Source organism: Frondihabitans sp. Leaf304 (genome assembly GCF_001423105.1).
Lineage (GTDB): Bacteria > Actinomycetota > Actinomycetes > Actinomycetales > Microbacteriaceae > Frondihabitans.
The window spans coordinates 494,020-518,979 of sequence record NZ_LMNV01000002.1 but is presented as its reverse complement, the minus strand read 5'-3'; the positions used below and the strand labels follow the sequence as shown (position 1 = coordinate 518,979).

The 24,960-nt window shown below is 68.3% G+C and carries 22 protein-coding genes and 2 tRNA genes; 19 read left to right on the top strand and 5 right to left on the bottom strand.

Features of this window, described 5'->3' with window-relative positions; translation table 11 throughout:
• Positions 1 to 13: 13 nt before the first annotated feature.
• Complete coding sequence (locus ASF54_RS16720; RefSeq protein ID WP_200919555.1) at positions 14 to 721, bottom strand: hypothetical protein; 708 nt, start codon at positions 719 to 721, stop codon at positions 14 to 16.
• A gap of 49 nt (positions 722 to 770) precedes the next feature.
• Positions 771 to 1,763 (bottom strand): LysR family transcriptional regulator, encoded by a 993-nt coding sequence (locus tag ASF54_RS02285; protein ID WP_055958317.1) that lies wholly within the window; start codon positions 1,761 to 1,763, stop codon positions 771 to 773.
• Between the two features lie 81 nt (positions 1,764 to 1,844).
• Between ASF54_RS02285 and ASF54_RS02280 the strand changes: the two genes are divergently transcribed.
• From ASF54_RS02280 to ASF54_RS02260, 5 genes are all read left to right on the top strand, one after another.
• Entirely contained in the window at positions 1,845 to 2,900 is a 1,056-nt protein-coding gene (locus ASF54_RS02280) for an aminotransferase class V-fold PLP-dependent enzyme (protein WP_055958314.1), read from the top strand.
• Between the two features lie 64 nt (positions 2,901 to 2,964).
• Positions 2,965 to 4,350, top strand: a complete 1,386-nt coding sequence (locus tag ASF54_RS02275) for a glycine--tRNA ligase (protein WP_055958311.1) — start codon at positions 2,965 to 2,967, stop codon at positions 4,348 to 4,350.
• A 528-nt stretch (positions 4,351 to 4,878) separates the two neighbouring features.
• Positions 4,879 to 5,373 (top strand): hypothetical protein, encoded by a 495-nt coding sequence (locus ASF54_RS02270; RefSeq protein WP_162237088.1) that lies wholly within the window; start codon positions 4,879 to 4,881, stop codon positions 5,371 to 5,373.
• On the top strand, positions 5,370 to 6,053 hold the full coding sequence (locus tag ASF54_RS02265; RefSeq protein WP_233573139.1) for a DsbA family oxidoreductase: 684 nt from the start codon (positions 5,370 to 5,372) through the stop codon (positions 6,051 to 6,053). Before ASF54_RS02270 ends, ASF54_RS02265 begins: the two co-directional genes overlap by 4 nt.
• Positions 6,050 to 6,253 (top strand): hypothetical protein, encoded by a 204-nt coding sequence (locus ASF54_RS02260; protein ID WP_055958307.1) that lies wholly within the window; start codon positions 6,050 to 6,052, stop codon positions 6,251 to 6,253. Before ASF54_RS02265 ends, ASF54_RS02260 begins: the two co-directional genes overlap by 4 nt.
• Positions 6,254 to 6,281: 28 nt before the next feature.
• Here the strand turns inward: ASF54_RS02260 and ASF54_RS02255 are convergent, their stop codons facing one another.
• Entirely contained in the window at positions 6,282 to 6,770 is a 489-nt protein-coding gene (locus tag ASF54_RS02255; RefSeq protein ID WP_055958304.1) for an aminoacyl-tRNA deacylase, read from the bottom strand.
• Positions 6,771 to 6,937: 167 nt separating this feature from the next.
• Between ASF54_RS02255 and dusB the strand changes: the two genes are divergently transcribed.
• The 9 genes from dusB (at position 6,938) to ASF54_RS02210 (ending at position 19,029) form a co-directional block, all read left to right on the top strand.
• Positions 6,938 to 8,089, top strand: coding sequence for a tRNA dihydrouridine synthase DusB (dusB, locus tag ASF54_RS02250; RefSeq protein WP_235480906.1), 1,152 nt, complete (start codon positions 6,938 to 6,940; stop codon positions 8,087 to 8,089).
• A 96-nt stretch (positions 8,090 to 8,185) separates the two neighbouring features.
• Positions 8,186 to 9,463 (top strand): deoxyguanosinetriphosphate triphosphohydrolase, encoded by a 1,278-nt coding sequence (locus tag ASF54_RS02245; protein WP_200919594.1) that lies wholly within the window; start codon positions 8,186 to 8,188, stop codon positions 9,461 to 9,463.
• Between the two features lie 37 nt (positions 9,464 to 9,500).
• On the top strand, positions 9,501 to 11,408 hold the full coding sequence (gene dnaG, locus ASF54_RS02240) for a DNA primase (RefSeq protein WP_055958301.1): 1,908 nt from the start codon (positions 9,501 to 9,503) through the stop codon (positions 11,406 to 11,408).
• A gap of 161 nt (positions 11,409 to 11,569) precedes the next feature.
• Positions 11,570 to 13,228 carry an ABC transporter substrate-binding protein gene (locus tag ASF54_RS02235; RefSeq protein WP_055958298.1) on the top strand — a complete coding sequence of 553 codons (1,659 nt, stop codon included), beginning with the start codon at positions 11,570 to 11,572 and terminating at the stop codon, positions 13,226 to 13,228.
• A 121-nt stretch (positions 13,229 to 13,349) separates the two neighbouring features.
• Positions 13,350 to 14,432 (top strand): ABC transporter permease, encoded by a 1,083-nt coding sequence (locus ASF54_RS02230; protein ID WP_423263762.1) that lies wholly within the window; start codon positions 13,350 to 13,352, stop codon positions 14,430 to 14,432.
• Positions 14,433 to 14,434: 2 nt separating this feature from the next.
• On the top strand, positions 14,435 to 15,478 hold the full coding sequence (locus tag ASF54_RS02225; RefSeq protein ID WP_055958293.1) for an ABC transporter permease: 1,044 nt from the start codon (positions 14,435 to 14,437) through the stop codon (positions 15,476 to 15,478).
• Entirely contained in the window at positions 15,475 to 17,145 is a 1,671-nt protein-coding gene (locus tag ASF54_RS02220) for a dipeptide ABC transporter ATP-binding protein (protein WP_055958290.1), read from the top strand. The genes ASF54_RS02225 and ASF54_RS02220 overlap by 4 nt, the downstream gene beginning before the upstream one ends.
• Before the next feature lie 2 nt (positions 17,146 to 17,147).
• Positions 17,148 to 18,002 (top strand): ATP-binding cassette domain-containing protein, encoded by an 855-nt coding sequence (locus ASF54_RS02215; RefSeq protein ID WP_055958287.1) that lies wholly within the window; start codon positions 17,148 to 17,150, stop codon positions 18,000 to 18,002.
• Between the two features lie 7 nt (positions 18,003 to 18,009).
• Positions 18,010 to 19,029, top strand: a complete 1,020-nt coding sequence (locus ASF54_RS02210) for a D-isomer specific 2-hydroxyacid dehydrogenase family protein (RefSeq protein WP_055958284.1) — start codon at positions 18,010 to 18,012, stop codon at positions 19,027 to 19,029.
• A 179-nt stretch (positions 19,030 to 19,208) separates the two neighbouring features.
• On the opposite strand, the gene ASF54_RS02205 is transcribed toward ASF54_RS02210, so the two are convergent.
• Both ASF54_RS02205 and def read right to left on the bottom strand, forming a co-directional pair.
• Positions 19,209 to 19,281, bottom strand: a tRNA-Asn gene (locus ASF54_RS02205).
• A gap of 74 nt (positions 19,282 to 19,355) precedes the next feature.
• On the bottom strand, positions 19,356 to 19,922 hold the full coding sequence (def, locus tag ASF54_RS02200; protein ID WP_055958281.1) for a peptide deformylase: 567 nt from the start codon (positions 19,920 to 19,922) through the stop codon (positions 19,356 to 19,358).
• Between the two features lie 52 nt (positions 19,923 to 19,974).
• Here def and ASF54_RS02195 point away from each other — a divergent pair, with 52 nt between their 5' ends.
• The 5 genes from ASF54_RS02195 to ASF54_RS02175 all read left to right on the top strand — a co-directional run bounded on the left by ASF54_RS02195 (position 19,975) and on the right by ASF54_RS02175 (position 24,959).
• Positions 19,975 to 20,889 (top strand): DMT family transporter, encoded by a 915-nt coding sequence (locus ASF54_RS02195; protein WP_370275191.1) that lies wholly within the window; start codon positions 19,975 to 19,977, stop codon positions 20,887 to 20,889.
• Between the two features lie 116 nt (positions 20,890 to 21,005).
• A complete protein-coding gene (locus ASF54_RS15990) occupies positions 21,006 to 22,307 on the top strand; it encodes a glycosyltransferase (protein WP_084816115.1) in 1,302 nt (433 codons plus the stop codon).
• A tRNA-Ile gene (locus ASF54_RS02185) sits at positions 22,298 to 22,371 on the top strand. The genes ASF54_RS15990 and ASF54_RS02185 overlap by 10 nt, the downstream gene beginning before the upstream one ends.
• Before the next feature lie 196 nt (positions 22,372 to 22,567).
• On the top strand, positions 22,568 to 23,449 hold the full coding sequence (locus ASF54_RS02180) for a hypothetical protein (RefSeq protein WP_157509984.1): 882 nt from the start codon (positions 22,568 to 22,570) through the stop codon (positions 23,447 to 23,449).
• Positions 23,439 to 24,959 (top strand): serine/threonine-protein kinase, encoded by a 1,521-nt coding sequence (locus ASF54_RS02175; RefSeq protein ID WP_162237087.1) that lies wholly within the window; start codon positions 23,439 to 23,441, stop codon positions 24,957 to 24,959. The genes ASF54_RS02180 and ASF54_RS02175 overlap by 11 nt, the downstream gene beginning before the upstream one ends.
• The last annotated feature ends 1 nt before the right edge of the window (position 24,960 follow it).

Below are 24,960 nucleotides of genomic sequence, written 5' to 3'. Positions count from 1 at the left end.
CGGGCGCGATCGGCTAGAACGTCACATTGGCGCCGAGGAAGATGCGCTCCGACGGCCAGAGGAACTGCAGCGTGAGCGGACCGTCGCTGGCCCGGTGGAACCACGCGTTGCCGAACACGACGGCCTTGCCGGGCAGCAGGTACCACGTCGACGACCCGGCGGGGAACTGACTGCCGAGGTCGGAGCTGTACCCGTCTTTCTTGAGCAGGTCGGCGCCAGCGAACGTGTCTTGCGTTGCAAGGGCGTTGCCGTACGACGAGTAATCGGCGCTCAGGTCGGTGAGGTCGAGCCGTCGTCCGGAGTCGTTGACCAGCACGTACGCGGTCACCTCGACCTTGGTGCCGGCCGGGTAGGGGTCGTTGCCGCCCGGGTGGGCGTAGATCGACGGCGCGGTCGTCGTGAGCTCGCCGACCCGGTAGACGTAGATCGTGAGGTCTTTGTAGTTGACCTGGTTGAGCAGGGTGCCGCCCGGAGCGAGCGACTTCGGATCGATGCTCGACGACGAACCACTGCCGCCCGAGCCGGTGCCGCCAGTGACCTGCGGCTGGGGCGCCGAAGTCGAACCGCCAGAGCCCGAACCGCCCGACCCTGAATCGCCGAGCCCGGAGCCCGACGTGCCGTTGTCGCCAACCGGGGTCAGCGACCCCACGGCGGGAGCGCATCCGGCGACGGCGAGCACCACCGCGGTCGCGAGCAGGGCTTTCAGCAGTCGTCTGGGCACACGGTCACCCTAACCGGCGCCCCCGACAGCGCCGTGAGCCGGGCCGAGGCTAGACGGAAACGGGCCGGAGCCCGAACGCGGCATGGTCGAGCGTTCGCACGATCTCGACCGCCACCCCGATCGCGGGTATCCGCTCCGCCCCGCTGGCGTACGCCACCGACAGCACGCGATCGCTCGCCTCGGGCAGCCGCGCCGTCTCAACGCCCGGCGGAACGGGTGCGGGAACGAGCGAGAGCGCGGGCAAAAGTGCCACGCCAAGCCCAGCCGCCACCAGGCCGAGCACGGCCAGAGCGTTGTCGGTCTCGAGGATGATCTCTGGCTCGAAACCCGCTCGGCGGCAGGTCGCGAGAAGGTGCCCTCGGCATCGCGGGCAGCCGCCGATGAACCTCGACCCCGCGAGGACGGCGAGGTCGTCGAGGCGGGAGCCTGGGCCAGACGACGAGGATCCGAGGGTGCCGGCAGGCGCGACAGCCAACATCGTGTCTCGGAAGAGCGGCCGCTCGGTGATGCCGTCGTGCTGAGACCCGGCCGGGCGGGGGCCGGGTTCGGCCGGGTCGGATCCTGGGGTTCGTCCGTCTCCCGGGTAGCCGAAGGTCAGCGCCACGTCGACCTCACCACGGCGGAGGAGATCGAGGGCCTCGGGTGGTTCGACCTCGATGTAGGTCGTGGTGAGCCCGGGGTGGGCTACGGCGAGTGCGGAGAGGATGGCGGGAACGAGGGTGGAGGAGGCGCTCGGGAATCCGGCGAGGCGGACGGAGCCCGACTCGACGCCGCGAAGCCCGGCCAGGTCGTCGCGAGCGGCGGCCAGGGCGGCCTCGACGTGGACGGCGTGGCGGGCCAGGCGCGTGCCGGCCTCGGTCAGCGAGACCGAGCGGCCGGACCGCCGCAGCAACGGCTGGCCGATCTGCTCTTCGGCCCGCCGCAGCCGCTGCGTGACCGCGGGCTGGCTGTAGCCGAGCCGCACGGCGGCGGCAGTGATGCTGCCGGTCTCGGCCACCGCTCGGATGGCTCGCAGGTCGGCGAGGTCGAGATCGTCGGTCATCGCGCCAGGATAACCGGCGGTTATACATTCGATCGACAAGTGGCGGTTGTGTGATGCCTGCCCCGGTTCCACGCTGGACTCATGACCGCATTCGATCGACTCGTCGCCGACTTTCCGAGCGGAACGAACTACCTGGCGGCCTGCACCGGCGGTCTGCCGACCCGCACGGCGACGGCCGCGATGCGTGCCGACCTCGACGCCTGGTCGGGTGGCACCGTGTCGCCCACCGCCTACGGAGCGTTCGCCGAGCGGGCCCGTGTCGCGTTCGCTCGCATCGTCGGAGTCGGCGCGGACCGGGTAGCGCTCGGCTCGCAGACCTCCGTGCTCGTGTCGGTGATCGCCGCAGCTGTTCCGGACGGAGCGGAAGTGCTCTGCGTCGAAGGCGACTTCAGTTCGATCGTCGCCCCGTTCGCCAGCCAGTCGCATCGGGGGGTTCGTCTTCGCGAGGTTCCTCTCGACTCGCTCGCTGAGGCGGTGAACGACGACACCTGGCTGGTCGCCTACTCGCTCGTGCAGTCGGCCACCGGCGAGCTCGCCGACGACGATCTCGTCGTCGCCGCGGCTCGTGCCCACGGCGCCCGGACGCTCGTCGACCTCACCCAGGCGGCAGGAGTCCTTCCCATCGACGCGGGCCGCTACGACGCGACGGTCACCCACGCCTACAAGTGGCTCTGCTCGCCGCGCGGAGTCGCCTTCTTGACCCTGTCGGAGGCATTCGAGCCGACACTTCGGCCCATCCAGGCCGGCTGGTACGCCGGAGCCGACGTCTGGGCGTCGTGCTACGGAGCCGCGTTCGAGCTCGCCAGAGACGCCCGGCGGTTCGACGTGTCGCCCGCGTGGCAGGCCGTGGTCGGCGCGGCCGTCGTACTCGAACAGTTCGCCGATGTCGATGCGGCCCTCATCTGGTCGCACGCGAGCGGACTCGGCGACGCGCTGTGCGACGCGCTCGAAATCCCTCGGCAGGGACGGGCCATCGTGACGTGGGCGGATCCTGAGGGGTCTGACCTGGCCCTGCTCGGCGCTGCGGGGATCACCGCCTCCGGTCGCGCCGGCCGGGCCCGAGTGGCCTTCCATCTCTGGAACACTCCGGCCGACGTGGCAGACGTAGCCGCCGCCCTCGGCTCGGCGCACCGGTAAACTCGCCCGGAGCCTCGCGCATCCAGCGCGAGCGTCGCATCACTAACTTCTGGGAGTACTCCACGTGGCAGCACCGAACCGTCTCGATTCCGTCATCGCCCTGGCCAAGCGCCGCGGCTTCGTCTTTCAGGCGGGCGAGATCTACGGGGGCAGCCGCTCGGCGTGGGATTACGGGCCCCTCGGCACCGCCCTGAAAGAGAACATCAAGCAGCAGTGGTGGAAGTTCATGGTGCAGGGCCGCGACGACATCGTCGGGCTCGACTCCTCCGTGATCCTGCCGCGCACCGTCTGGGAGGCCTCCGGCCACGTCGAGGTCTTCTCCGACCCGCTCGTCGAATCGCTCCACACCCACAAGCGCTACCGGGCCGATCACCTGCTCGAGGCCTACGAGAACAAGCACGGCCACCCGCCGGTCAACGGCCTCGCCGACATCCGCGACCCCGACACCGGTCAGGAGGGCTCGTGGACGGAGCCGCAGAACTTCTCCGGCCTGCTCAAGACCTACCTCGGCCCCGTCGACAACGAGCAGGGCATGGTCTACCTGCGCCCCGAGACCGCGCAGGGCATCTTCGTCAACTTCAACAACGTCATGAGCGCCTCGCGTATGAAACCGCCCTTCGGCATCGCGCAGGTCGGCAAGTCGTTCCGCAACGAGATCACGCCCGGCAACTTCATCTTCCGCACCCGCGAGTTCGAGCAGATGGAGATGGAGTTCTTCGTCGAGCCCGGCACCGACGACGAGTGGTTCCAGTACTGGATCGACGCGTGCGAGGCCTGGTACCTCGACCTCGGCGTGACCCCGGAGAACATCCGCCGCTACGAGCACCCGGCCGAGAAGCTGTCGCACTACTCGAAGCGCACCGTCGACCTCGAGTACAAGTTCCGCTTCACCGGATCGGAGTGGGGCGAGCTCATGGGCGTCGCGAACCGCACCGACTTCGACCTGAAGACGCACAGCGAGGCATCGGGCGTCGACCTGTCGTACTTCGACCAGGCGAAAAACGAGCGCTGGACCCCGTTCGTCATCGAGCCGGCGTTCGGCCTGACCCGAGCCCTCATGGCGTTCCTCGTCGACGCGTACCACGAAGACGAAGCACCGAACGCGAAGGGCGGTGTCGACAAGCGCACCGTGCTGAAGCTCGACCGCCGCCTCGCGCCGGTCAAGGTCGCCGTGCTGCCGCTGTCGCGCAACGAGAACCTCTCACCGCTCGCCCGCGGGGTCGCGGCCACGCTCCGCAAGCTCTGGAACATCGACTTCGACGACGCCGGAGCGATCGGCCGCCGCTACCGCCGCCAAGACGAGATCGGCACGCCGTTCTGCGTCACGGTCGACTTCGACTCGCTCGACGACAACGCCGTGACCGTGCGCGAGCGCGACACGATGGCTCAGGAGCGCGTGCCGCTCGACGAGCTCGAGGCGTACCTCGGGGCGCGGTTGCTCGGCGTGTAGCTCCGTTCTGGGGCCCGGGCGGTTCAGAACTCTGGCAAAACCGGCTCTAAACCGGCCTCAAGGGGCTTGTTGGGGCCGGTTTTGCCAGTTTTTTGAACGTGTGGAGAGCGGCAGCGGCACTAAGCGCGGGCGTTCCACGCTGGACGCATGCAAGTGGAAGCGCAAATCACGTCACTCGGCGGCATCGCCTCACGTCAGAATCTGGTCGCCAGAGGGGCGACAAGTCGGGCCCTCACTGCGGCCGTGAAAAGCGGCCACGTCCGTCGCATTCGCAACGGCTGGTACACAACATTGCCCGCGTCAGACCCCCAGGTGATCGCGGTCCGTCTCGGAGGAGTACTCACAGGCGCTGCAGCCCTTCACCTGCAAAACGCGTGGCTGTGGAATCCGCCCAGGTCACTCGACGTGCGCCTCGCCGCCGGGGCATCCCGCCCGAAACTCGTTCCGCGAAACGTGACTCTGAGCTACGGACGCCTTCCACGAAACAGGAGGACAGTCGCGACCGACCACGAAGCTCTTGTGCACGCGGTGAAGCACCTGCCCTTCGAAGAAGCAGTCGCGGTACTCGACTGGGCCTGCCACACCCGCCGCCTCGACGAGGTCGACCTGCATCGGCTCTGCGCCCGGCTGCCGAAGCCGCTGCGGAGGATTGCCGAGTGGGTCGATCGCGACTGCGAAAGCGTGCTCGAGAGCATCGTCCGGACGCGGCTGCGGCTGCTCGGGTACGAGGTCGTCTCGCAGGTGCCGGTCGATACCGTGCGGTCGATCGACCTCGTCGTCGACGGCGTGCTGGGGCTCGAACTCGACGGCCGGGCTTATCACGAGAGCTCGTTCGAGTCGGATCGCGAGAAAGACCTGGCGATCGTGCTGGAAGGGCGCTCGGCGATGCGCGTGTCGTACGGGATGGTGCGTCGCGATTGGCCACGGGTCGAACAGGGGATCGCCGCGGCGGTGGCCATGCATCGGGGTCACCGACGCGCGTCGGGAATGCCCGAGCGACACCGACGGTTGCAGACGCCGTGAGTATCGAGAACGCCGCCGCAACCGCCCCCATCAAAGTCGACATCTGGTCAGACATCGCCTGCCCGTGGTGCTTCATCGGCAAGCGCAAGTTCGAGGCCGGAGCTGCCGGTTTCGCCGGAGAGGTCGAGATCGAGTATCACTCGTTCGAGCTCTCGCCCGATACGCCGGTCGACTTCGAGGGTGACGAGGTCGAGTTCCTGTCGACGCACAAGGGCATCGCCCCCGAGCAGGCCCGCCAGATGCTCGACAACGTCGGCGGCATCGCCGCGTCGGTCGGCCTGAAGTACGACTTCGACGCGATGCACCACACCAACACCGTCAAGGCGCACCAGCTCATTCACTTCGCCAAGGCCCGCGGGCTCCAGCTCGACATGAAGGAGCGCCTCCTCGCCGCGTACTTCGAAGACGGCCGCCACCTCGGCCGACTCGACGTGCTGGCCGACATCGCCGCCGAGGCGGGGCTCGATCGCGCCGAGGTGCTGCAGTCGCTCGAGAGCGACGAGTACCTCGACGCCGTCCGTGCCGACCAGGCCCAGGCCCAGGCGTTCGGCATCAACGGCGTGCCGTTCTTCGTGATCGAGGGCAAGTACGGAGTGTCGGGAGCCCAGGAGGCCTCGGCGTTCCAGAACGTCCTCGAGACGGTCGCCGCCGAGAAGCGCGATGCGGCGGTGGCCGAGTGACCGACTCCGCACCGACTCCGGGCAGCTTCACGATGCTCGGCTCGGCCGACGCAGCGGCCTGCGAGGGCGACAGCTGCCTGATCCCCGGCGCCCTGACTGAGACCGTCACGATACCCGAGATCGAGCCCACGGCCGACGAGGCCGCCGCCGCCTCGGCGCGGGCCGTCACTGCGGCCCTCGACGAAGGCGCATCGCTCTAGGCCACCGATGCCCCGGGTGTCCACGGCTCTACGAGCGCGGCACCTCGGGGTCGGTGATGTCAGCGACGGTGGCGGCCAGCGCTTCGATAAGCGCATCGGCCTCCACGAACGCACTGCGTCCGTGCGAGCCCGCACCGAGTGCGACGCGGGATCCTCGGATCCTCTCGTCGGCGAACACCGGCCACGCCGTGGTCGATCCCAGGGGAGTGATCGTGCCTCGCTCGTAACCGGTCGCCTCCAGAGCGATCTCGGGGGAGGGCATCGACAGCTTGTTCACGCCGACCACGGTGCGCAGCTTCGACCACGAGATCGACCGTCCGCCCGGAACAAGAGCAAAAACGAAGGATCCGTCATGCCTCTTCACCACCAGACTCTTCACGACGGCCCCGGGCTCGATCCCCAGCAGCCCTGCTGCCTCGGCAAGGCTGTCCGCTGCCGGCCGCTCGACCACCTCGACGGCCAGCCCTCGGCTTTCGGCATCGGCGAGCATTCGGTCGGTTCCGCTGATGTTCGGCATTTCTTCTCCAAGGGGGTGGGCGGCATCGAGTTCTCTACAGGGGCGTCTCGATCCCTCATCGGGCTTGCGGCCGTCTGGGATAATCAGTGGTGATGACAACCACTCTTTCGCAACCAGAAGCCGGCGTGCATTCTTCCGCGCAGCCTGGGCAGACTTCTCCGCACCCGGTGCAGACCTCTCCGCACCCAGGGTTGGCCATCGGCCCCATCCAGGTCGCTTCGCCGGTCGTGCTCGCGCCGATGGCCGGCATCACCAACACCGCGTACCGCCGGCTCTGCCGCGAATACGGTGCCGGGCTGTACGTCAGCGAGATGATCACCAGTCGGGCACTGGTCGAGCGCACGCCCGAGTCGATGCGCCTCATCACCCATCACGAGAGCGAAACCACCCGGAGCATCCAGCTCTACGGGGTCGAGCCGAAGACGGTCGCCGAGGCCGTCACGATGCTGGTGGCCGAAGATCGTGCCGACCACATCGACCTCAACTTCGGCTGCCCGGTGCCCAAGGTCACCCGCAAGGGCGGCGGATCGGCCCTGCCCTGGAAGCTCGGGTTGTTCCGCGACATCGTCGAGGGCGCGGTCAAGGCCGCCGGCGACATCCCGCTCACCATCAAGATGCGCAAGGGCATCGATGACGATCACCTCACGTATCTCGAGGCCGGCAAAGCGGCTGAAGGGGCAGGGGTCGCCTCGATCGCGCTTCACGCACGGACCGCGGCCGACTTCTACTCCGGCCAGGCCGACTGGTCAGCTATCGCGACGCTCAAGAACGCCATCACGGGGGTGCCGGTGCTCGGCAACGGCGACATCTGGTCGGCGGCCGACGCGCTCCGCATGGTCGACGAGACGGGGTGCGACGGCGTGGTCGTCGGTCGCGGCTGCCTCGGCCGCCCATGGCTGTTCGGCGACCTCGCGGCGGCGTTCCGCGGCGAAGAGCGCAAGGCGGAGCCCACCCTCGGCGAAGTGGCCCAGGCGTTCCGACGCCATGCCGAGCTCCTGATCGAGTTCTACGAGGGCGACGAAGCGCGCGCCTGCCGCGACATGCGCAAGCACGTGGCCTGGTACTTCAAGGGGTATCCCGTGGGCGGCGACGTGCGAGCCAGCCTGGCCGCCTCGTCGAGCGTGGCGGAGATCGACGACCTCCTCGGCACGATGGATTGGACTCAGGCCTACCCCGGCATCGACGCCGAGGGTCCGCGCGGGCGCGCGGGCAGCCCCAAGCGTCCATCGCTTCCCGACCGGTGGCTCGAGAGCCGCGAGCTCGACGAGGCGTTCCGCGAAGAGCTCGCCGCCGCCGAACTCCACCACAGCGGTGGCTGAGACGCCCCGCACACGAGCGCTCCCGACCTACCCGCACCTCCCGCCCGAAGGGCCCGCGTGACCACCCAGAACACCCCTACCGCCAACGCCGATCTGCTGGGCACCCCACGCTCTGGTCCCGGCTCGGTCGGCTCCGCCGGCTACAGCGAGCACGACGGAGAGCGGTGGCTGCCCGAAGAGCACTCCAGCCGGCGAAGCGACTTCGCGCGCGATCGCGCGCGACTTCTCCATTCGAGTGCCCTCCGGCGCCTGGCCGCGAAGACGCAGGTGCTCAGCCCGACAGCGGGGCTCGACTTCGCCCGCAACCGCCTCACGCACTCGCTCGAAGTCGCCCAGGTGGGGCGGGAGCTCGCAACCAGCCTCGGCCTCGATCCCGACGTCGTCGACACGGCCTGTCTCGCTCACGATCTCGGTCATCCGCCCTTCGGCCACAACGGCGAGAAGGCCCTCAACGACTGGTGCACCGACATCGGCGGCTTCGAGGGCAACGCGCAGACGCTGCGACTGCTCACGCGCATCGAGCCCAAGGTCATCGGCGCCGACGGCCAGAGCTACGGTCTCAATCTGACGCGCGCCAGCCTCGACGCCAGTTGCAAATACCCGTGGCCGACCGCCCAGGGCATCCCCGATCCCGGCGGTCGAGTGAAGTTCGGGTTCTACGACGACGACACCCCGGCCTTCGAGTGGCTCCGCATCGGTGCGCCACGACGCCAGCGGTGCATCGAGGCCCAGGTGATGGATCTCAGTGACGACATCGCCTACTCGGTGCACGACTTCGAAGACGCCGTCGTCAATGGCTACATCGACGTCGCGGCGCTGTCGTCACCGGTCGGCCACGACTCGCTGATCGACGCCATGCACGCCTGGGTCGGCGGAGAACTCAGCCGAGACGAGCTCACCGAGGCCTTCGACCGCCTCCGCGGCCTCGACTTCTGGCTGCACGACTACGACGGCGGGCGGGTCGCGCAGGCTCGTCTGAAAAACCTGACGAGTCAGCTCATCGGCCGATTCGCCGGTTCGGCAATCGACGCGACACACGAGCACTATCCGCTCGACAGCCTCATCCGTTTCGCCGCCAGCGTCGTGATCCCCGCCGAGATCATCGGCGAGATCGCCGCGCTCAAGGGCATCGTCGCGGCCTTCGTGATGACCCGCAACACCCGCCAGCCCATCTACGTGCAACAGCGCGAAGTGCTGACCACGCTCGCCGATGTCCTTTGGGCCAGCGGCGCGACCGAGCTCGACCCGGGATTCGCCGCCGACTGGCGCGACGCGTCCGACGACGCGGGCCGACGGCGCGTGATCGTCGACCAGGTCGCCTCCCTCACCGACCAGAGCGCCATGGCCTGGCACGACCGGCTGGTCCGCTCGTGACCCCGCCTAGACTGGATCGATTCGAAGGGGGCGGTGCGTGCCAGGTCTGATCAAACGCGCCGACATCGACGAGGTCCGCAGCCGCGTCAACATCGCCGACGTGGTCGGCGACTACGTCACCCTCAAGGGCGCCGGTGTGGGCTCGCTCAAGGGCCTCTGCCCGTTCCACGACGAGCGCAGCCCCAGTTTTCACGTGCGCCCCCAGGTCGGTCGCTACCACTGCTTCGGCTGCGGCGAAGATGGCGACGTCTTCAGCTTCATCCAGAAGACCGACCACACGACGTTCCAAGAGGCCGTCGAGCGGATGGCCGCGCGGATTAACTTCACCCTGCACTACGAAGACGGCGGTCAGGCGAGCGATCACGGCAATCGCGCGAGACTCCTGGCGGCGAACGAGGCGGCTCGCGAGTTCTACGTCGAGCAGCTCACCGGCGCAGACGCCGATCCGGCGCGACGGTTTCTGGGGCAGCGCGGATTCGATCCGGCGGCCGCGCAGCGGTTCGGTGTCGGCTTCGCACCCAAGTCGTTCGACGCGATCCGCTCGCATCTCAAAGGTCGAGGGTTCTCTGAGGAGGAGTTGGTCACCTCCGGCCTCCTCAGCCAGGGTGATCGCAACGCCTACGACCGGTTCCGCGGGAGGCTCATCTGGCCGATTCGCGACGTCACGGGCGCCACGATCGGCTTCGGCGCCCGCAAACTTCTCGACGACGACAACGGCCCGAAATACCTGAACACCCCCGAGACGCCGGTCTATCACAAGTCTCAGGTGCTGTACGGGCTCGACCTGGCGCGCAAAGACATCTCGCGCTCGAAGAGGGTCGTGATCGTCGAGGGCTACACCGACGTCATGGCCTGCCACCTCGCCGGTGTCACCACGGCGGTCGCGACCTGCGGCACGTCGTTCGGCGTCGACCACATCAAGGTACTCAGGCCGATGCTCGGCGACGTGCGGGGCGCCGATGCTTCGAGCCTCGGCGAGGTCGTCTTCACCTTCGACCCCGACGAGGCCGGTCAGCGGGCCGCCAGCCGGGCCTTCGCCGAAGAGCAGCGATTCGCGGCGCAGACGTTCGTGGCGGTCGCCCCCGACGGGCTCGACCCGTGCGATCTCCGACTCAATCGAGGCGACGACGCCGTTCGACGCCTGGTCGACGGCAAGCGGCCGATGTTCGAGTTCATGATCAAGCGCACCCTCGACGGTCACGACCTCGAGACGGTGGAGGGGCGGGTCGCCGCACTCCGCTCGTCGGCACCGGTCGTTGCCGGCATCCGCGATGCCTCGCTCACCCAGGGGTACGTCCGGTCACTTGCCGGCTGGCTCGGCCTCGACCCCGACGAGGTCGGCACAGCGGTCGACGCGGCCCGTCGCACGGTCGCCGCGCAGCCGAAGGCCGTCGAACGTCTCGCCCCCTCGAGCGATCCCTCACGGCAGTCGATCACCAGCCTCCCGGAGGCGGAGCCGGTCGACGAGGGCCCGAGCATCCTCCGCCTGCCCGACGACCTCTCCACGCGCATGGAGCGCGACGCGCTGATGGCGATCCTGCAGCACCCGGCGTCGGCCCCCCGCGACCTCACCATCCAAGCCGCCTTCTCGGTCTTTGTGAATGGCTCGCTGGGGGTGGTCCGCGACGCGATTGCGGCCAGCCTCGATCACCTCGACGCTCCGAACTTCGTCGATCTGGTGTTGGAGCAGACGCCCGGGCCGTTCGCCGGTCTGGTGCGGGAGCTGGCAATGGGGCCCCTGCCAGAGCGCGAGGGCGCCGATGTGGCGCTGTACTGCGCCGGGATCCTCGGCTCCCTCGTCGAACGCGACCTGCTCCGTCAAAAGGCGGAGCTGCTCGGCCAGATGCACCGCACCGATGTGCGGGCCGAACCCGAGAAGCGGCGCGAGATAGGGCAGAAGCTAGTCGAAGTCGAGGCGGCGCGCCGCATCCTGCGCAACGAATAGGAGAGATGCGCACACAAAGTGCGCGGCGCATTGCGAACCTGTAAACACTTCCGCCTGAATTTCAGCCCAGCACCGGGCGTGTGTTAAGAATGAAATCCCGGCAGTCGATCACAGCTCTGCTCCGACCCCGGGTTCATGCACCGACACAAAGGGGTACCACCGTGAATTCCACGTCTTCCGTGAGGCGACGCCTCTTGATCGGGGTGGGTGGCGCCGTCGCCACCACTCTCGTTCTCGCAGGCTGCGCCAACAGCAGCTCCACGAGCACCGACGCCCTCGACGGTGTCGTGATCGGCACGTCCGACGTCATCACCTCGCTCGACCCGGCCGGCTCGTACGACAACGGCTCGTTCGCCGTGATGAACCAGGTCTATCCGTTCCTCATGAACACGCCGTACGGCTCGCCCGATGTCAAGCCCGACATCGCCACCAGCGCGGAGTTCACGAGCCCCACGCAGTACACCGTGAAGCTCAAGTCCGGCCTCAAGTTCGCCAACGGCGACGCACTCACCTCGTCCGACGTGAAGTTCAGCTTCGACCGTCAGATCGCGATCGCCGACGCGAACGGCCCCTCGTCGCTGCTCTCGAACCTCAAGAGCACCGCTGCTCCCGACGACAGCACCGTCGTCTTCACCCTCAAGTCGAAGAACGACCAGACGTTCCCGCAGGTGCTGTCGAGCCCGGCCGGGCCGATCGTCGACGAGCAGGTCTTCAGCGCCACCAAGGTGACCTCCGACGCCGACATCGTCAAGGGCAAGCCGTTCGCCGGCCAGTACTCGATCTCGCAGTACAAGGCGAAAGAGCTGATCCAGTACACCGCCTTCTCGGGCTACAAGGGCCTCCTCGGCGCACCCAAGACGAAGAGCGTCACGGCTCAGTACTTCACCGACGAGACGGCGCTCAAGCTGGCCGTGCAGAAGGGCGACGTCAACGTCGCCTACCGCTCGCTCAGCCCGACCGACCTCGCGTCGCTCAAGAAAGACGACAAGCTGACCGTCCACGACGGCCCCGGCGGCGAGATCCGCTACATCGTCTTCAACTTCGACACCATGCCCTACGGTGCCAAGACCTCGGAGGCCGACTCGGCCAAGGCCCTCGCCGTCCGCAAGGCCGTCGCCGACTCGGTCGACCGCGAGGCCCTCTCCGAAGACGTCTACAAGGGCAGCTACACGCCGCTGTACTCGCCCGTGCCCGACGGCCTCACCGGCTCGATCACCCCGTTCAAGTCGCTCTACGGCGACGGCGACGGTGGCCCCGACGCCGACAAGGCCAAGTCGACCCTGACCGCGGCCGGTGTCACGACGCCCGTCACGCTCAACCTGCAGTTCACGCCCGACCACTACGGTGCGTCGTCCGACGACGAGTACGCGCTGATCAAGAAGCAGCTCGAAGACACCAAGCTGTTCAAGGTCAACATCCAGTCGACCATCTACGACGAGTACAGCACCGAGCGCACCAAAGACAGCTACCCGCTGTACCAGCTCGGATGGTTCCCCGACTACTCCGACGCCGACAACTACCTGACGCCGTTCTTCCTGCCTTCGCCCGGTGCCGACGGCAAGCCCCTCGACGGCGGCTTCCTGCTGAACCACTACAACAACCCGAAGGTCGACGCCCTCATCGAGGCGCAGCGCAGCGAGACCGACACTGCTGCCCGCACCAAAGACATCGAGCAGATCCAGACGCTCGAGGCCGGCGACATCTCGACCCTGCCGCTGCTCCAGGGCGCTCAGGTCGCGGTCTCGGGCAAGGACGTCAAGGGTGTCGACGACGCCCTCGACGCCTCGTTCAAGTTCCGCTACGCGACGTTGTCGCTGTAGCTTACGAACAGAAGGTGGGGTGCTCCGCCGGGCCGAAAGGCCGGGGGAGCACCCCACCACCGTGTCGGGCGATGACGCCCGCCGAAGAGCAAACGAAAGGGAACGCGACCTCGTGACCGTTCTGAACGACACCTCGCCCACCGCACCCGCGGTGCCGGGGCCCTCTCAGGGGAAGACCAAGGGCGGTGGCCTCGGCCGCTACGTCTTGATCCGGTTCCTGCTCATCATCCCGACCGTCTTCATCCTGGTCACGCTGGTGTTCTTCCTCATGCGAGTGGTCGGCAACCCGATCACCGCCTCGGTCGGCGGGCGTCTCACGCCGACTCAGCTCCAGGAGCGCCTGCACGCTGCCGGTTACGACCGTCCGATCATCGTGCAGTACGGCGAGTACCTCGGGCAGCTGCTGCGCGGTGACTTCGGCACGACGCTGACCGATCACCGCAAGATCAGCGACATCCTGCTGACTTACGGTGGCGCCACGGTCGAGCTCGTCTTCTACGCGCTCATCATCGCTCTGCTCATCGGCATTCCGCTCGGAATGCTCGCCGCATACCTCCGCGACCGCTGGCCCGACGTGATCCTCCGCGTCTTCGCGATCTTCACCTACGCCACCCCCGTCTTCTTCGCCGGGCTTCTCCTGAAGCTCGTCTTCTCCGTCTGGCTCGGCTGGTTGCCCCTCGGCGGCAGGGCGAGCACCCGCATCGAGCTCGCCCTCGGAACCGTGCCGAACCCGACCGGCATCTACCTGATCGACGCCCTCCGCACCGGCAACTCGATCATCATCAGCGACGTACTGCTGCATGCGGTCATGCCGGCCCTGGCCCTCGGCCTCATCACCGGTGGCATCTTCCTTCGTCTGGTCCGCACGAACGTCATCGGCACGCTGGGCTCGGAGTACGTCGACGCGGCCCGCTCGCGCGGTGTCTCCGAGGTCCGCCTGGTGCGCACCCATGCTTTCAAGCCTGCTTTGATCCCGATCATCACCGTCATGGGTCTGCAGATCGCGATGCTTCTCGGTGGTTCTGTGCTCACCGAGACCACCTTCGGCTGGCGCGGCCTCGGCTTCGAGCTGCAGCAGTATCTCTCGGCCCGCGACTTCGTGGCCGTCCAGGGCATCGTGGCCCTGCTGGCCGTCATCGTGGCGGTCACCAACTTCATCGTCGACATCGTCGCGGCGTTCATCGACCCGCGCGTGAGGTACTGATCATGACGACCACTCTCGCCGCCGCCAAAGACCGGCGCGCCCCCTGGTTCTCACGCCTTCCCATCGTCGCGCAGCTCCGACGCAGCGTCGGCCTCCAGCGCGGAATGCTCATCACCGGCATCGTCATCTGCCTGGTGTTCCTCCTCGGTGCGATCTTCGCCCCGATCATCGCGCCCTACGGGTTCGGTCAGCTGAGCGACGACGCCGGATCCTTCCCCCGCCAGGCCCCGCCCTCGTCCGACCACATCTGGGGCACGACCGTCGGCGGCTACGACGTCTTCAGTCGTGTCGTCTGGGGTGCGCAGACCGCCATCGCCGTCGTAATCGTGGCCGTCATCCTGTCGGTGCTGATCGGCGTGACGCTCGGCCTCGTGTCGGGCTACCTCGGTGGGTGGCTCGACCGGATCCTCGTCGTCATCGCCGACGCGGTCTACGCGTTCCCGTCGCTCCTGCTCGCGATCGTCGTCTCGATCGTGATCTCGGGAGGCCAGTCCAGTCTCGTCGGCGGAATCGTCGCCGCGGGCATCTCGATCACCGTGGTGTTCGTGCCGCAGTACTTCCGCGTCGTCCGCGCCGAGGCGGTCCGCCTCAAGTCGGAGGCCTTCGTCGAGTCGTCGAAGGTCGTCGGCTCGTCGACCGCCCGCATCATGTTCAAGCACGTGCTGCGCAACGCCACGCGCAGTCTCCCGCTGATCCTGACCCTCAACGCGTCCGAGGCGATCCTGACGCTCGCGTCGCTCGGCTTCCTCGGCTTCGGCATCGGGCCAACGGCGGCGGCCGAGTGGGGCTACGACCTCAACCGGGCACTTTCCGACACCGCCAGTGGCATCTGGTGGACGGGTGTGTTCCCCGGAGCCGCGATCGTCCTGCTCGTGCTCGGCGTCACGCTCGTCGGCGAGAGCCTCAACGACCTCGCCGACCCGCGCCTGCGCACGCGCCGGCGGGCCAAGCGCCGCAAGGCCGTAACTAGCGCCTCCAGCGACCCCGCCGTCGGCGACGACAAGACCCCCGGCAGCACCACCGCCCCCGAAGGAGGACGCGCATGAGCGACATCGTCCGCGATGACCGTCACACGGCCGTCGACATCAAGAACCTCGAGGTCACCTTCGCCACCGACGGCGGCGATGTCAATGCCGTGCAGGGCGTCAGCCTGACGGTCCGGTCGGGTGAGGTGCTCGCGATCGTCGGAGAATCAGGATCCGGCAAGACCGTCACCGCCAAGACGATCCTCGGCCTGCTCCCCGAGACCGCCGTCGCCTCCGGCGCCGTGCTCCTCACCGGCGAAGACGTGCTGACCGTCGGGCCGAAGCGCGTCCGCGAGCTCCGCGGCACCGACGTCGCCATGGTCTTCCAGGAGCCCTCGACGGCGCTGAACCCGGTCTTCACGGTCGGGTGGCAGATCGCCGAGGGCATCCGCGCCCACGGCAAGGTGTCGAAGAAGGAGGCGCGGAAGAGGGCCATCGACATCCTGTCGAGGGTCGGGATCCCGGATCCTGAGACCCGCGTCGACTACTACCCGCACCAGTTCTCGGGCGGCCAGAAGCAGCGTGTGGTCATCGCGATGGCGCTCGTGCTGAACCCCTCGGTGATCGTCGCCGACGAGCCGACCACGGCGCTCGATGTGACGGTGCAGGCCGAGATCCTCGATCTGCTGCGCCGGTGCCGCGACGAATTCGGCGCCGCGATCGTGCTGATCACCCACAACATGGGTGTCGTCGCCGACCTCGCCGATCGAGTGGCAGTCATGTACCTCGGCAAGGTGGTCGAAGAGGCCGACGCGAAAACGCTGTTCGCAGACCCACAGGACGACTACACCAAGCGCCTCCTCGGCAGCGTGCCTCGACTCGAGGCCCGCGGCCACCAGGCTGCTCCGTCGGCCGACGCCGAGATCGTCGTGAACGCCCGCGGGCTCGAGATCGAATACCCCGGACGTCTCGGTCGTGCGGGATTCCGTGCGGTGAAGGGTGTCGACTTCACGATCGCCAAGGGCCAGGTGCTCGGGTTGGTGGGGGAGTCCGGCTCGGGCAAGACCACCATCGGCCGCGCGATCGCGGGACTCACCCGGGTCACCGGTGGCTCGCTCGAGGTGCTCGGCGTCGAGATGAACGGCGTGCACGAGCGCGACTTCAAGCCGAAGCGGGCCGAGATCGGGTTCGTCTTCCAAGACCCGGCCTCGTCGTTCAACCCGCTGCTGACGATCGCCGAGGCCGTCGCCGAGCCGCTCATCGTGCACGGCCGCGCCGGAGACGCCCGAGCCGCACGCGCGCGCGTCGACGAGCTGATGGAGGCCGTCCAGCTGCCCAAGGCGTTCGGTGACCGCTACCCCCACGAGCTGAGCGGTGGCCAGCGCCAGAGGGCCAGTCTCGCGAGATCGCTTGCGCTGGATCCTGCGCTCCTGATCGCCGACGAGCCCACCAGCGCGCTCGACGTCTCGGTGCAGGCGCGGGTGCTCGAGCTCTTCGCCGAGCTGCAGAGCGACCTCGGATTCGCGGCTTTGTTCATCAGCCACGACCTCGCGGTAGTGAACCTGCTCGCCGACCGTATCGGCGTGCTCTTTCACGGCGACCTGGTCGAGTCGGGGCCGAACGACCAGGTGCTCGGCGCGCCCGAGCACGACTACACGAAGCGACTGCTCGCCTCGCTGCCGGTACCCGATCCTTCCGAGCAGGCCGCGCGCCGCGAAGCGCTGAGAGCTCTGACCCGTCAAGCTTAGGTATGGCCGACACCGACGCACCCGTCCTCGTCGCCGACGATCTCTCGCTGCTCTACCCGGCTCGCGCCGGGCGCCCGGAAGTACGCGCCGTCGACGGTATCTCGCTCCAACTGGCTCCGGGGGAGATCCTCGGGGTGCTCGGAGAAGCAGGATCCGGCAAGTCGACGCTCGCCCGAGCCTTCGCGGGCCTGGCCTACGCCTCGAGGCCCCCCGAGGGGTCGGCGACGATCGCGGGTGGCGAGTTGTTCGTGCTCGGCGAGCGGATCAAGACGATCTCGAAACGGCATCGTGACCGCCTCACGGGGGCCGTCGGCTATCTGTCGCAGTCGGACGGCGACAACCTCAACCCCGATCTCACAGTGGGGGAGGCTGTAGCCGAGCCTCTCTACGAGCGTGACAAGAAGTTCGATCGCAAAGAGGCCGGTCGGCTGGTGTCGACCCTCGTCGACGCTGTGCATCTGCCGCTTTCGACCATGCTCAAGCAGACGTGGGAGCTCAGCTCGGGTCAGCGGCAGCGCATCGCGCTCGCCCGCAGTCTCGTGCTCTCGCCGAGCGTGCTCATCGCCGACGAACCGGCCCGCGGGGTCGACGTGCTCGTGCGCCAGTCGGTCTTGGAGCTGCTCCGCGGCATCCATGAGACGCGGCAGTTCTCGGCCGTCGTCGTCACCTCGTCGGTGAACGAGGCTCGCGCGGTGGCCGACCGCATCGCCGTGCTCCGCTCCGGGCACCTGGTCGGCCTGGGGACCATCGACGACGTGCTCGCCACGACCGTCGACCCGTACGTGAAGGTCCTTTCGCAGACGTCTCCCATCGACATCATCCCGTCGTCCGACCGCACCCCCAAGAAGCACCGCTAGGAGCACTTTGTCTTCCGCCACCCCCGCCTCCTCGTCCGCCCGCGGTCACCGGGCCGTCCTGACCCCGTCCGCGACCGTGCCCGCCGAGCACCGTCCCACGCCCGGGCCCATCGCCATCGGGCCGAAGCCACTGCAGCACGTCGTCGACGCCGTCGAATCGGGCGGAGGCACCCTCGGCCCCCTCAACGAGTCGACGCGAGGCCTGATGTGGCTGTCGCACACGAAGATCGACGAGCTTGACGACGCGCTCACGACCTACCCCAACATCGAGTGGGTGCAGCTGCCCATGGCCGGGGTCGACATGTTCGCCCCGATCATGGCGAAGTACGCGTCGTCGCCGCGTCCGCTCTGGACCAGCGCCAAGGGCGCCTACTCCGAGCCGGTCGCCGAGCACGCAGTGGCTCTCACGCTGGCCCTGCTCCGGGTGTTCCCCGAGCGGGTACGTGCCAGCTCCTGGGCAACCGAGCCGAAGGGCATCTCGCTGTACGGGCTCGACGTCGTCATTGTCGGCGCCGGCGGAATCGCCCTCGAGATCATGCGCCTCCTCGCGCCATTCGACCCGCGCATCACCATCGTCCGCCGCAGTTCGTCCCCCGTCGACGGCGCGGCGCGCACGGTGCCGGCCGCGCAGCTCGACGAGGTGCTGCCGACCGCCGACGTCGTGATCGTCGCGGCGGCCATGACCGACGACACCGCCAAGATGTTCGGCGCGTCGCAGTTCGCCGCCATGAAAGACACCGCCGTGCTGGTGAACATCGCTCGCGGCGGACTCGTCGACACCGACGCCCTGGTCGATGCGCTCGACTCCGGGTCGCTGTGGGGTGCGGGGCTGGACGTGACCGATCCGGAGCCGTTGCCCGAGGGGCACCCGCTGTGGACCAACGACCGAGCGCTGGTCACCCCGCATCAGGCCGACACGCCCGACATGGTCGCGCCGCTGCTGGCCGAGCGGATCCGGCACAACGTGAGGGCGCTCGAAGGCGATGGGGAATTCATCGGCGTCGTGGATCCTGCCGCCGGCTACTGAGCTCGTCGCCCCCCCTTGCAAATTTGAAGGAGATTTCGACTCGCGACCCCGGTGGATCCTGATGTTTCCGCTGGGGTCGCGGCGTTTTTCCTTCGAATTCGGAGGCGGAGGCGGAGCAGGGTTAGGACACACCGCGCGCACTAAAAAGGCCCCCACGGGTGGAGCCGTGAGGGCCTTCGCTCCCCGAGTTGGACTCGAACCAACAACCTGCCGGTTAACAGCCGGCTGCTCTGCCAATTGAGCTATCGAGGATTACAACTCCCGTTCGATTGGCGCTGAACGAGCGACCACAACTCTAGCAAAGGTTTTGGCCCTCGATGTACACCTCAGCCTTCGGGGTGGTCGAGCCCCGGGGTCCAGGTGTGGCCGGGGCCGCCCCAGCCGTTCTTGCGGACGGCCTTCGCGGCCGCCTTCGAGAACGGGTGCTCGAGGCGGTCGGCGTAGAGGATGCCGTCGAGGTGGTCGTATTCGTGCTGGAAGATGCGGGCCAGCCAGCCGTGCGCCTCGATCTCGAAGGGCTCGCCCTCGAGGTCGACGGCCCGGAGCAGGACGCTGTCGGCACGACGCAGCGGGAAGCGTTCGCCCGGAATCGACAGGCACCCCTCCGACTCGTCGTCGTCGTCGAGGTCGTCGAGGGTCAGTGGGCTCTGCCAGAGCTCCGGGTTGATCGCGACACCGCGCCACGACCCGCCCTCGTCGTCGGCCCAGGAGAAGACGAAGACGCGCAAGGCCACCCCGACCTGCGGGCCGGCCAGGCCGACGCCCGGCGCTTCGTCCATCGTCTCGAACATGTCGGCGACGAGAGTGCGGAGCTCGTCGTCGAAGACGGTGACGGGGGAGGCGACCTCGTGGAGGACGGGTTCGCCGGTAATCGTGATCGGTCGGACAGCCATTCACTCAGCCTATCGGCGGGCCCGGCGCCGGGCCTCACGGTACCGTGAGAGCGTGCCTCTGCCTCTCGACGTCCTCACCGAGCCGGTGACACTCGACTCTCAGACCGCGATCGGCATCCCGCTCGCGCTGATCGGCGCGATCTTCCTCTCGGTGGGCGCGCAGCTGCAACACCGGGGTGTGACGAAGGTGGAGCGTGCCTCCGGCGGTGCCTCGAAGGGGCTCAATGTCAGGCAGGTGCTGCGACTCCTCGGCCGGCCGTCGTGGGTGCTCGGCACCCTCATGCTCGCGCTCGCCATCGTCTTCCAGCTCACCAGCCTCAGCTTCGCTCCGCTCATCGTGGTGCAGCCGCTCGGCGCCGTCGCCCTCGTAGTGACCGCCGTATTGAACTCGCGGACCACCAGGCAGCGACTCGATCGACAGTCGAAACGCGCGATCCTCTTCTGCGTCGGCGGCGTCGCGCTGTTCGTGCTGGTGGCCGCACTGACAGCAACCGAGCCCGTCATCACCCAGGGGCAGCTCATCACCGTGTTGGTGATCCTCGCGATCGTCTTCGCGCTGCTCCTGACCGCGTTCACCCTCTTCCGGCGCAAGATCCGGGCGTTGTTCTACATCATCGCCGCCGGGTTCCTCTACGGATTCGTCGCCACCCTCGCCAAGGTCGTCATCAACCGCGTCGAGTCGCACAACTTCGACATCCTCACCGCCGTCTGCATCCTGTTCCTCCTGGCCGCGGGCGGTCTCGGAGGCTACTTCGTGCAGAACGCGTATGCGTCGGGCCCGCCCGACCTCGTGATCGCGGGCCTCACCGTCGTCGACCCCTTGGTCGCGGTCGGCATCGGCATCCTCGTACTCGGCGAGGCCTCGCAAGCGCCCTGGTGGGCCGGCATCTTCTACGTCGTCGCGGGGGCGATCGCCGTCTACGGCGTGTTCCAGCTGGCGAAATACCATCCGCAGGCCAAGGGCTGAGCTAGCCTGACTGGTGTCGGCCCCGACACGGGGGCCGCAGCACAAGACGCCCGGATCACCGGCCGCCCACTCCGCGGCCGCACCGCCCACGGCAAGGACGCAACCGACAAGTGACGATCGACCATCACGATGAGACGACCGCGAGGTCTTCCGATACCAGGCCGCTTCGGATCCTGATCGCCGGAGACACCTTTCCGCCCGACGTCAACGGCGCGGCGAACTTCACCGAGAGGCTCGCCGTCGGCCTCGCCGAGCGGGGTCACGATGTGCACGTGGTCGCGCCTGCGCCGACCCGTCGCCACGGCACGTTCGAAGAGCAGCATGCCGGTGCGACGCTCACCGTGCACCGACTCAACTCGACCCGCTGGCCGCTGCACGACTGGCTCCGCTTCGCGACGCCGTGGACGGTCAAGCACAACACCAGGCCGATCGTCGACTCGTTCCGGCCCGACGTGGTGCACATCCAGTCGCACATCATCATTGGCCGCGGGCTGACCACGATCGCGAAAGAGCGCGGCATTCGTGTGATCGCGACGAACCACTTCATGCCCGAGAACCTCATCGAGCACACACCGCCGATGCCCCGCAAGCTGCTCGACTGGATCACCCGACGGGCATGGCAAGACGCCGCGAACACGTACCAGCACTGCCAGGCGATCACGACGCCGACGCGCAAGGCCGCCGGATTCCTTGAGGAGGCGACCGACATCACCGGCGTCATTCCGATCTCGTGCGGCATCGACGCCTCGCACTACACGGCGCGGCCCGACCGTCCGTCGACCAACCGGATCGTCTTCGTCGGCCGCGTCACGGGCGAGAAGCACATCGACGTGCTGCTCACCGCGATGACGAAGCTGCCCGCCGCTCTCGGCGCGACCCTCACCATCGTCGGAGGCGGCGACCTCCTCGCGAAGCTGACCCAGATGGCGGCCGACCTCGGCCTCGCCGAACGGGTCACGTTCGCCGGCTACCTTTCCGACGACGAGCTGCGCCGCACCCTCACCGACGCGACCGTCTTCGCGATGCCCTCGACCGCCGAGCTGCAGAGCATCGCGAGCCTCGAGGCGATGGCGTCGGGCCTCCCCATCGTCGTCGCCGACGCCATGGCGCTTCCGCACCTCGTCGACCACGGCTCGAACGGCTATCTGTTCACTCCGGGCGACGCCGACGACCTCGCCGCGAAGCTCACCGACGTGCTCACGAAGAGCGACGACGACTACATCGCCATGCGCCGCGCGAGCCTCGCCATGATCGAGCCGCACGACATCAACCGCACGCTCGACACGTTCGAGAAGCTGTATCGTGGGCAATCGGCGACCTCCCCGGTCGCCGACACCGCCGCTCCTTCGATCGAGTCCGCGTCCGCGCCAGGCGCTCGGGCCGGAGACGAGATCGAATCCGGCGGTTCGGGGCGGTAGCTCAGCTGGTCAGAGCAGGCGACTCATAATCGCTCGGTCACGGGTTCAAGTCCCGTCCGCCCTACTCGCGAGTGCTGCTCTCCGTCGGCCCGTGCAAATTCGAAGGAAAAACGCTCGCGCGGCGACGAAGAATCAAGGATCCGACGGGGTCGGGTACCAGGATCTCCTTCAAATTCGGGGCGGGGCCGGGGCAGGGCAGGCACGGAGCGGCAACGGGCATTTGTGCCCCGCGAGAAGTACGACCGGAGTGGGTAGTCTGGTTGAGCAAGAAACGGGGAATCGGGGGAGTGGTGCACGAGGCAGGCTGGGATCTCACGTGGGCTCGCCCGGTGACGCTGGCTCTGGTGCCCGACCACACCGACGAGGCCGCCCTCTCGATTCGCCAGGGCTCCACACGCATCGTGCAGATCACACTGGGCTCGCGGGTTCGTCTCAGCATCACCACGGGAACCGAAACGCTAGAGGTCGACGGGCGCCACCCGCCTGTCGAGCAGATCCACGGTGTTCTGGCAGTCCACCGCGACGATGTCGAGATCGCCCCCGACGAGTCCGATCTCGACTTCGATTTCGACGAGACGATCCTGACTCTCGGCGAGGAGCAGCCGAACACCCCTCACGGGACGGCGAAGCCGACTCTCGAGCCCGACTTCGACGCGACGATCCTGACGCCGAGGGCCGGTGACGCCGGGCAGACCGCCGACGGTGGCCGGAGTGCGAGCGCAGCCCCCTCGGATCCTGCGTTCTTCTTCATCGACCTCGCCGACCGCAACGGCCGCGTGCTCCACCGCGTCGACGGGACCACCCTGGTGGGGCGCGCCCCGCGCGACCGCGACGACGCCGGGGCAGCCCTGCTGGCCGTGTCGAGCGTGACCGACCACGTCTCGGCGACGCACCTCTCGCTGACCAGCTCGGGAGCGCATCTCGTCGTGCGCGACCTCGCCTCGACGAACGGCACGACGCTGATTCCCGTCGTCGGCGAGCCCTACCGACTCACTCCGCACGAGGCCGTGCCCATCGTCCCCGGCACCCGTCTGGTGCTGACCGCCGACGTCACGATCACGGTTGTCGCCGACCCCGCCGGCTCCGACCCCGCGGGCCTCGACCCCGCCGGCTCCGACCCGGGAGCCGTCGGTGCCCTCTAGGCTCCCCGAGACCGCACCCGTGCTCCCCGGCTACACCGTCGTCCGGCCGATCGGCACGGGCGGGTTCGCCGACGTTTTTCTTTACGAGCAGAGCCTGCCCCGCCGAAGCGTCGCCATAAAGGTGTTGCTGGCCGGAGTGGCCGACACCGACCGGCGGCGGATGTTCCTGGCCGAGGCGACCCTGATGGCGCAGCTCGCCGCCCACCCCGACGTGCTCACCGTCTACGAGGCGAACATCGCCGCCGACGGTCGCCCGTATCTCGTGATGGAGTACTGCCCCGAGTCGTACGGCACGAGGTTTCGCACCGAGCGGCTCGGAGTCACCGAGGTCCTCCAGGTCGCCCTGGCCGTCGGCAGCGTCTTGGAGACCGCTCACCGGGACGGTTTCCTGCACCGCGACGTCAAGCCCTCGAACATCTTGCGCACGAGCTACGGCCGGCCGGTGCTCTCCGACTTCGGTATCGCGGCGGCCCTCGCCACCGACGACGACCAGACCCGCGGACTCTCGGTGCCGTGGTCGGCCCCCGAGGTGCTTCGGGGCACGACCGGCGGCACCGTTCTGAGCGAGGTCTACGCGTTCGCGGCGACGATCCACGGGCTCCTGGCCGGTCGGTCGCCGTTCGAGGTGGTCGGCGGCGACAACTCGATGGAGGCGATCCAGCGGCGGATCGTCGGGAGAAACGCAGCCCCCACGACCGGCCGTGCCGACGTTCCGGCGCGGCTCGAACAGGCACTCGCCCGCGCCCTGTCGAAAGACCCCGCACGACGCCCCGCACGCATCGTCGACCTACTGCGCGAGTTCCAGCTGGTCGAGGCCGAGCTCGGCGCGAGGCCCTCTCCGCTCCTGCTGCCCACCGAGAGTGTGCTCGACTCGTCGTCGCTCGATCTCCAGGCCGACATTCCGGCCCTGTCGTTTCGCGCAACGGCGTCCGGCACCCCGCGCCGTCCGAGGTCGGCGTCGAGGCGGACAGAACAAGGATCCGACACGGCCGACACGGGCTCTCGCTCCCGCTCGCGAGTGGGTCGTGCCCTCGCGAGTCGGCCACCCGCGGCAGTCGCTCCCGTGACCGCGGCACCGGTGTCAGTACCTGACCGGACGGTGGTGCGTTCGGCCGACGACGACTCCGCTCTGACTGGACGGTCTCGGGTCTCTCTGCCCATTCGGGTCGTGGCGATCTCGGTGGCGGCTCTGGTCGTGCTGGCCGGTATCGGAATTCCGCTCGAGCTCCATGCGAGGGGCGGGGCCGATGTGCCCCGCGTCGGCACGGTCGCTGCCGACACCACGACCACCGGTTTCCGCTTCTCGTGGGACGACCCCGGCCTCTCGAAGGGCGACGCCTATCGCGTACGGCTCGACGGAGGCGCGGGCTCGCGCTCGACGACGCAGACCGGCACGTCGTTCGAGCTGGAGCGCTCCGCGACGACCGGTGCTCGCACCTGCGTCACGGTGACGGTGGTGCGCGACGGCCGAATCGGCCCGGCGAGTGACCCGACCTGTGTGGGCGGCTGAG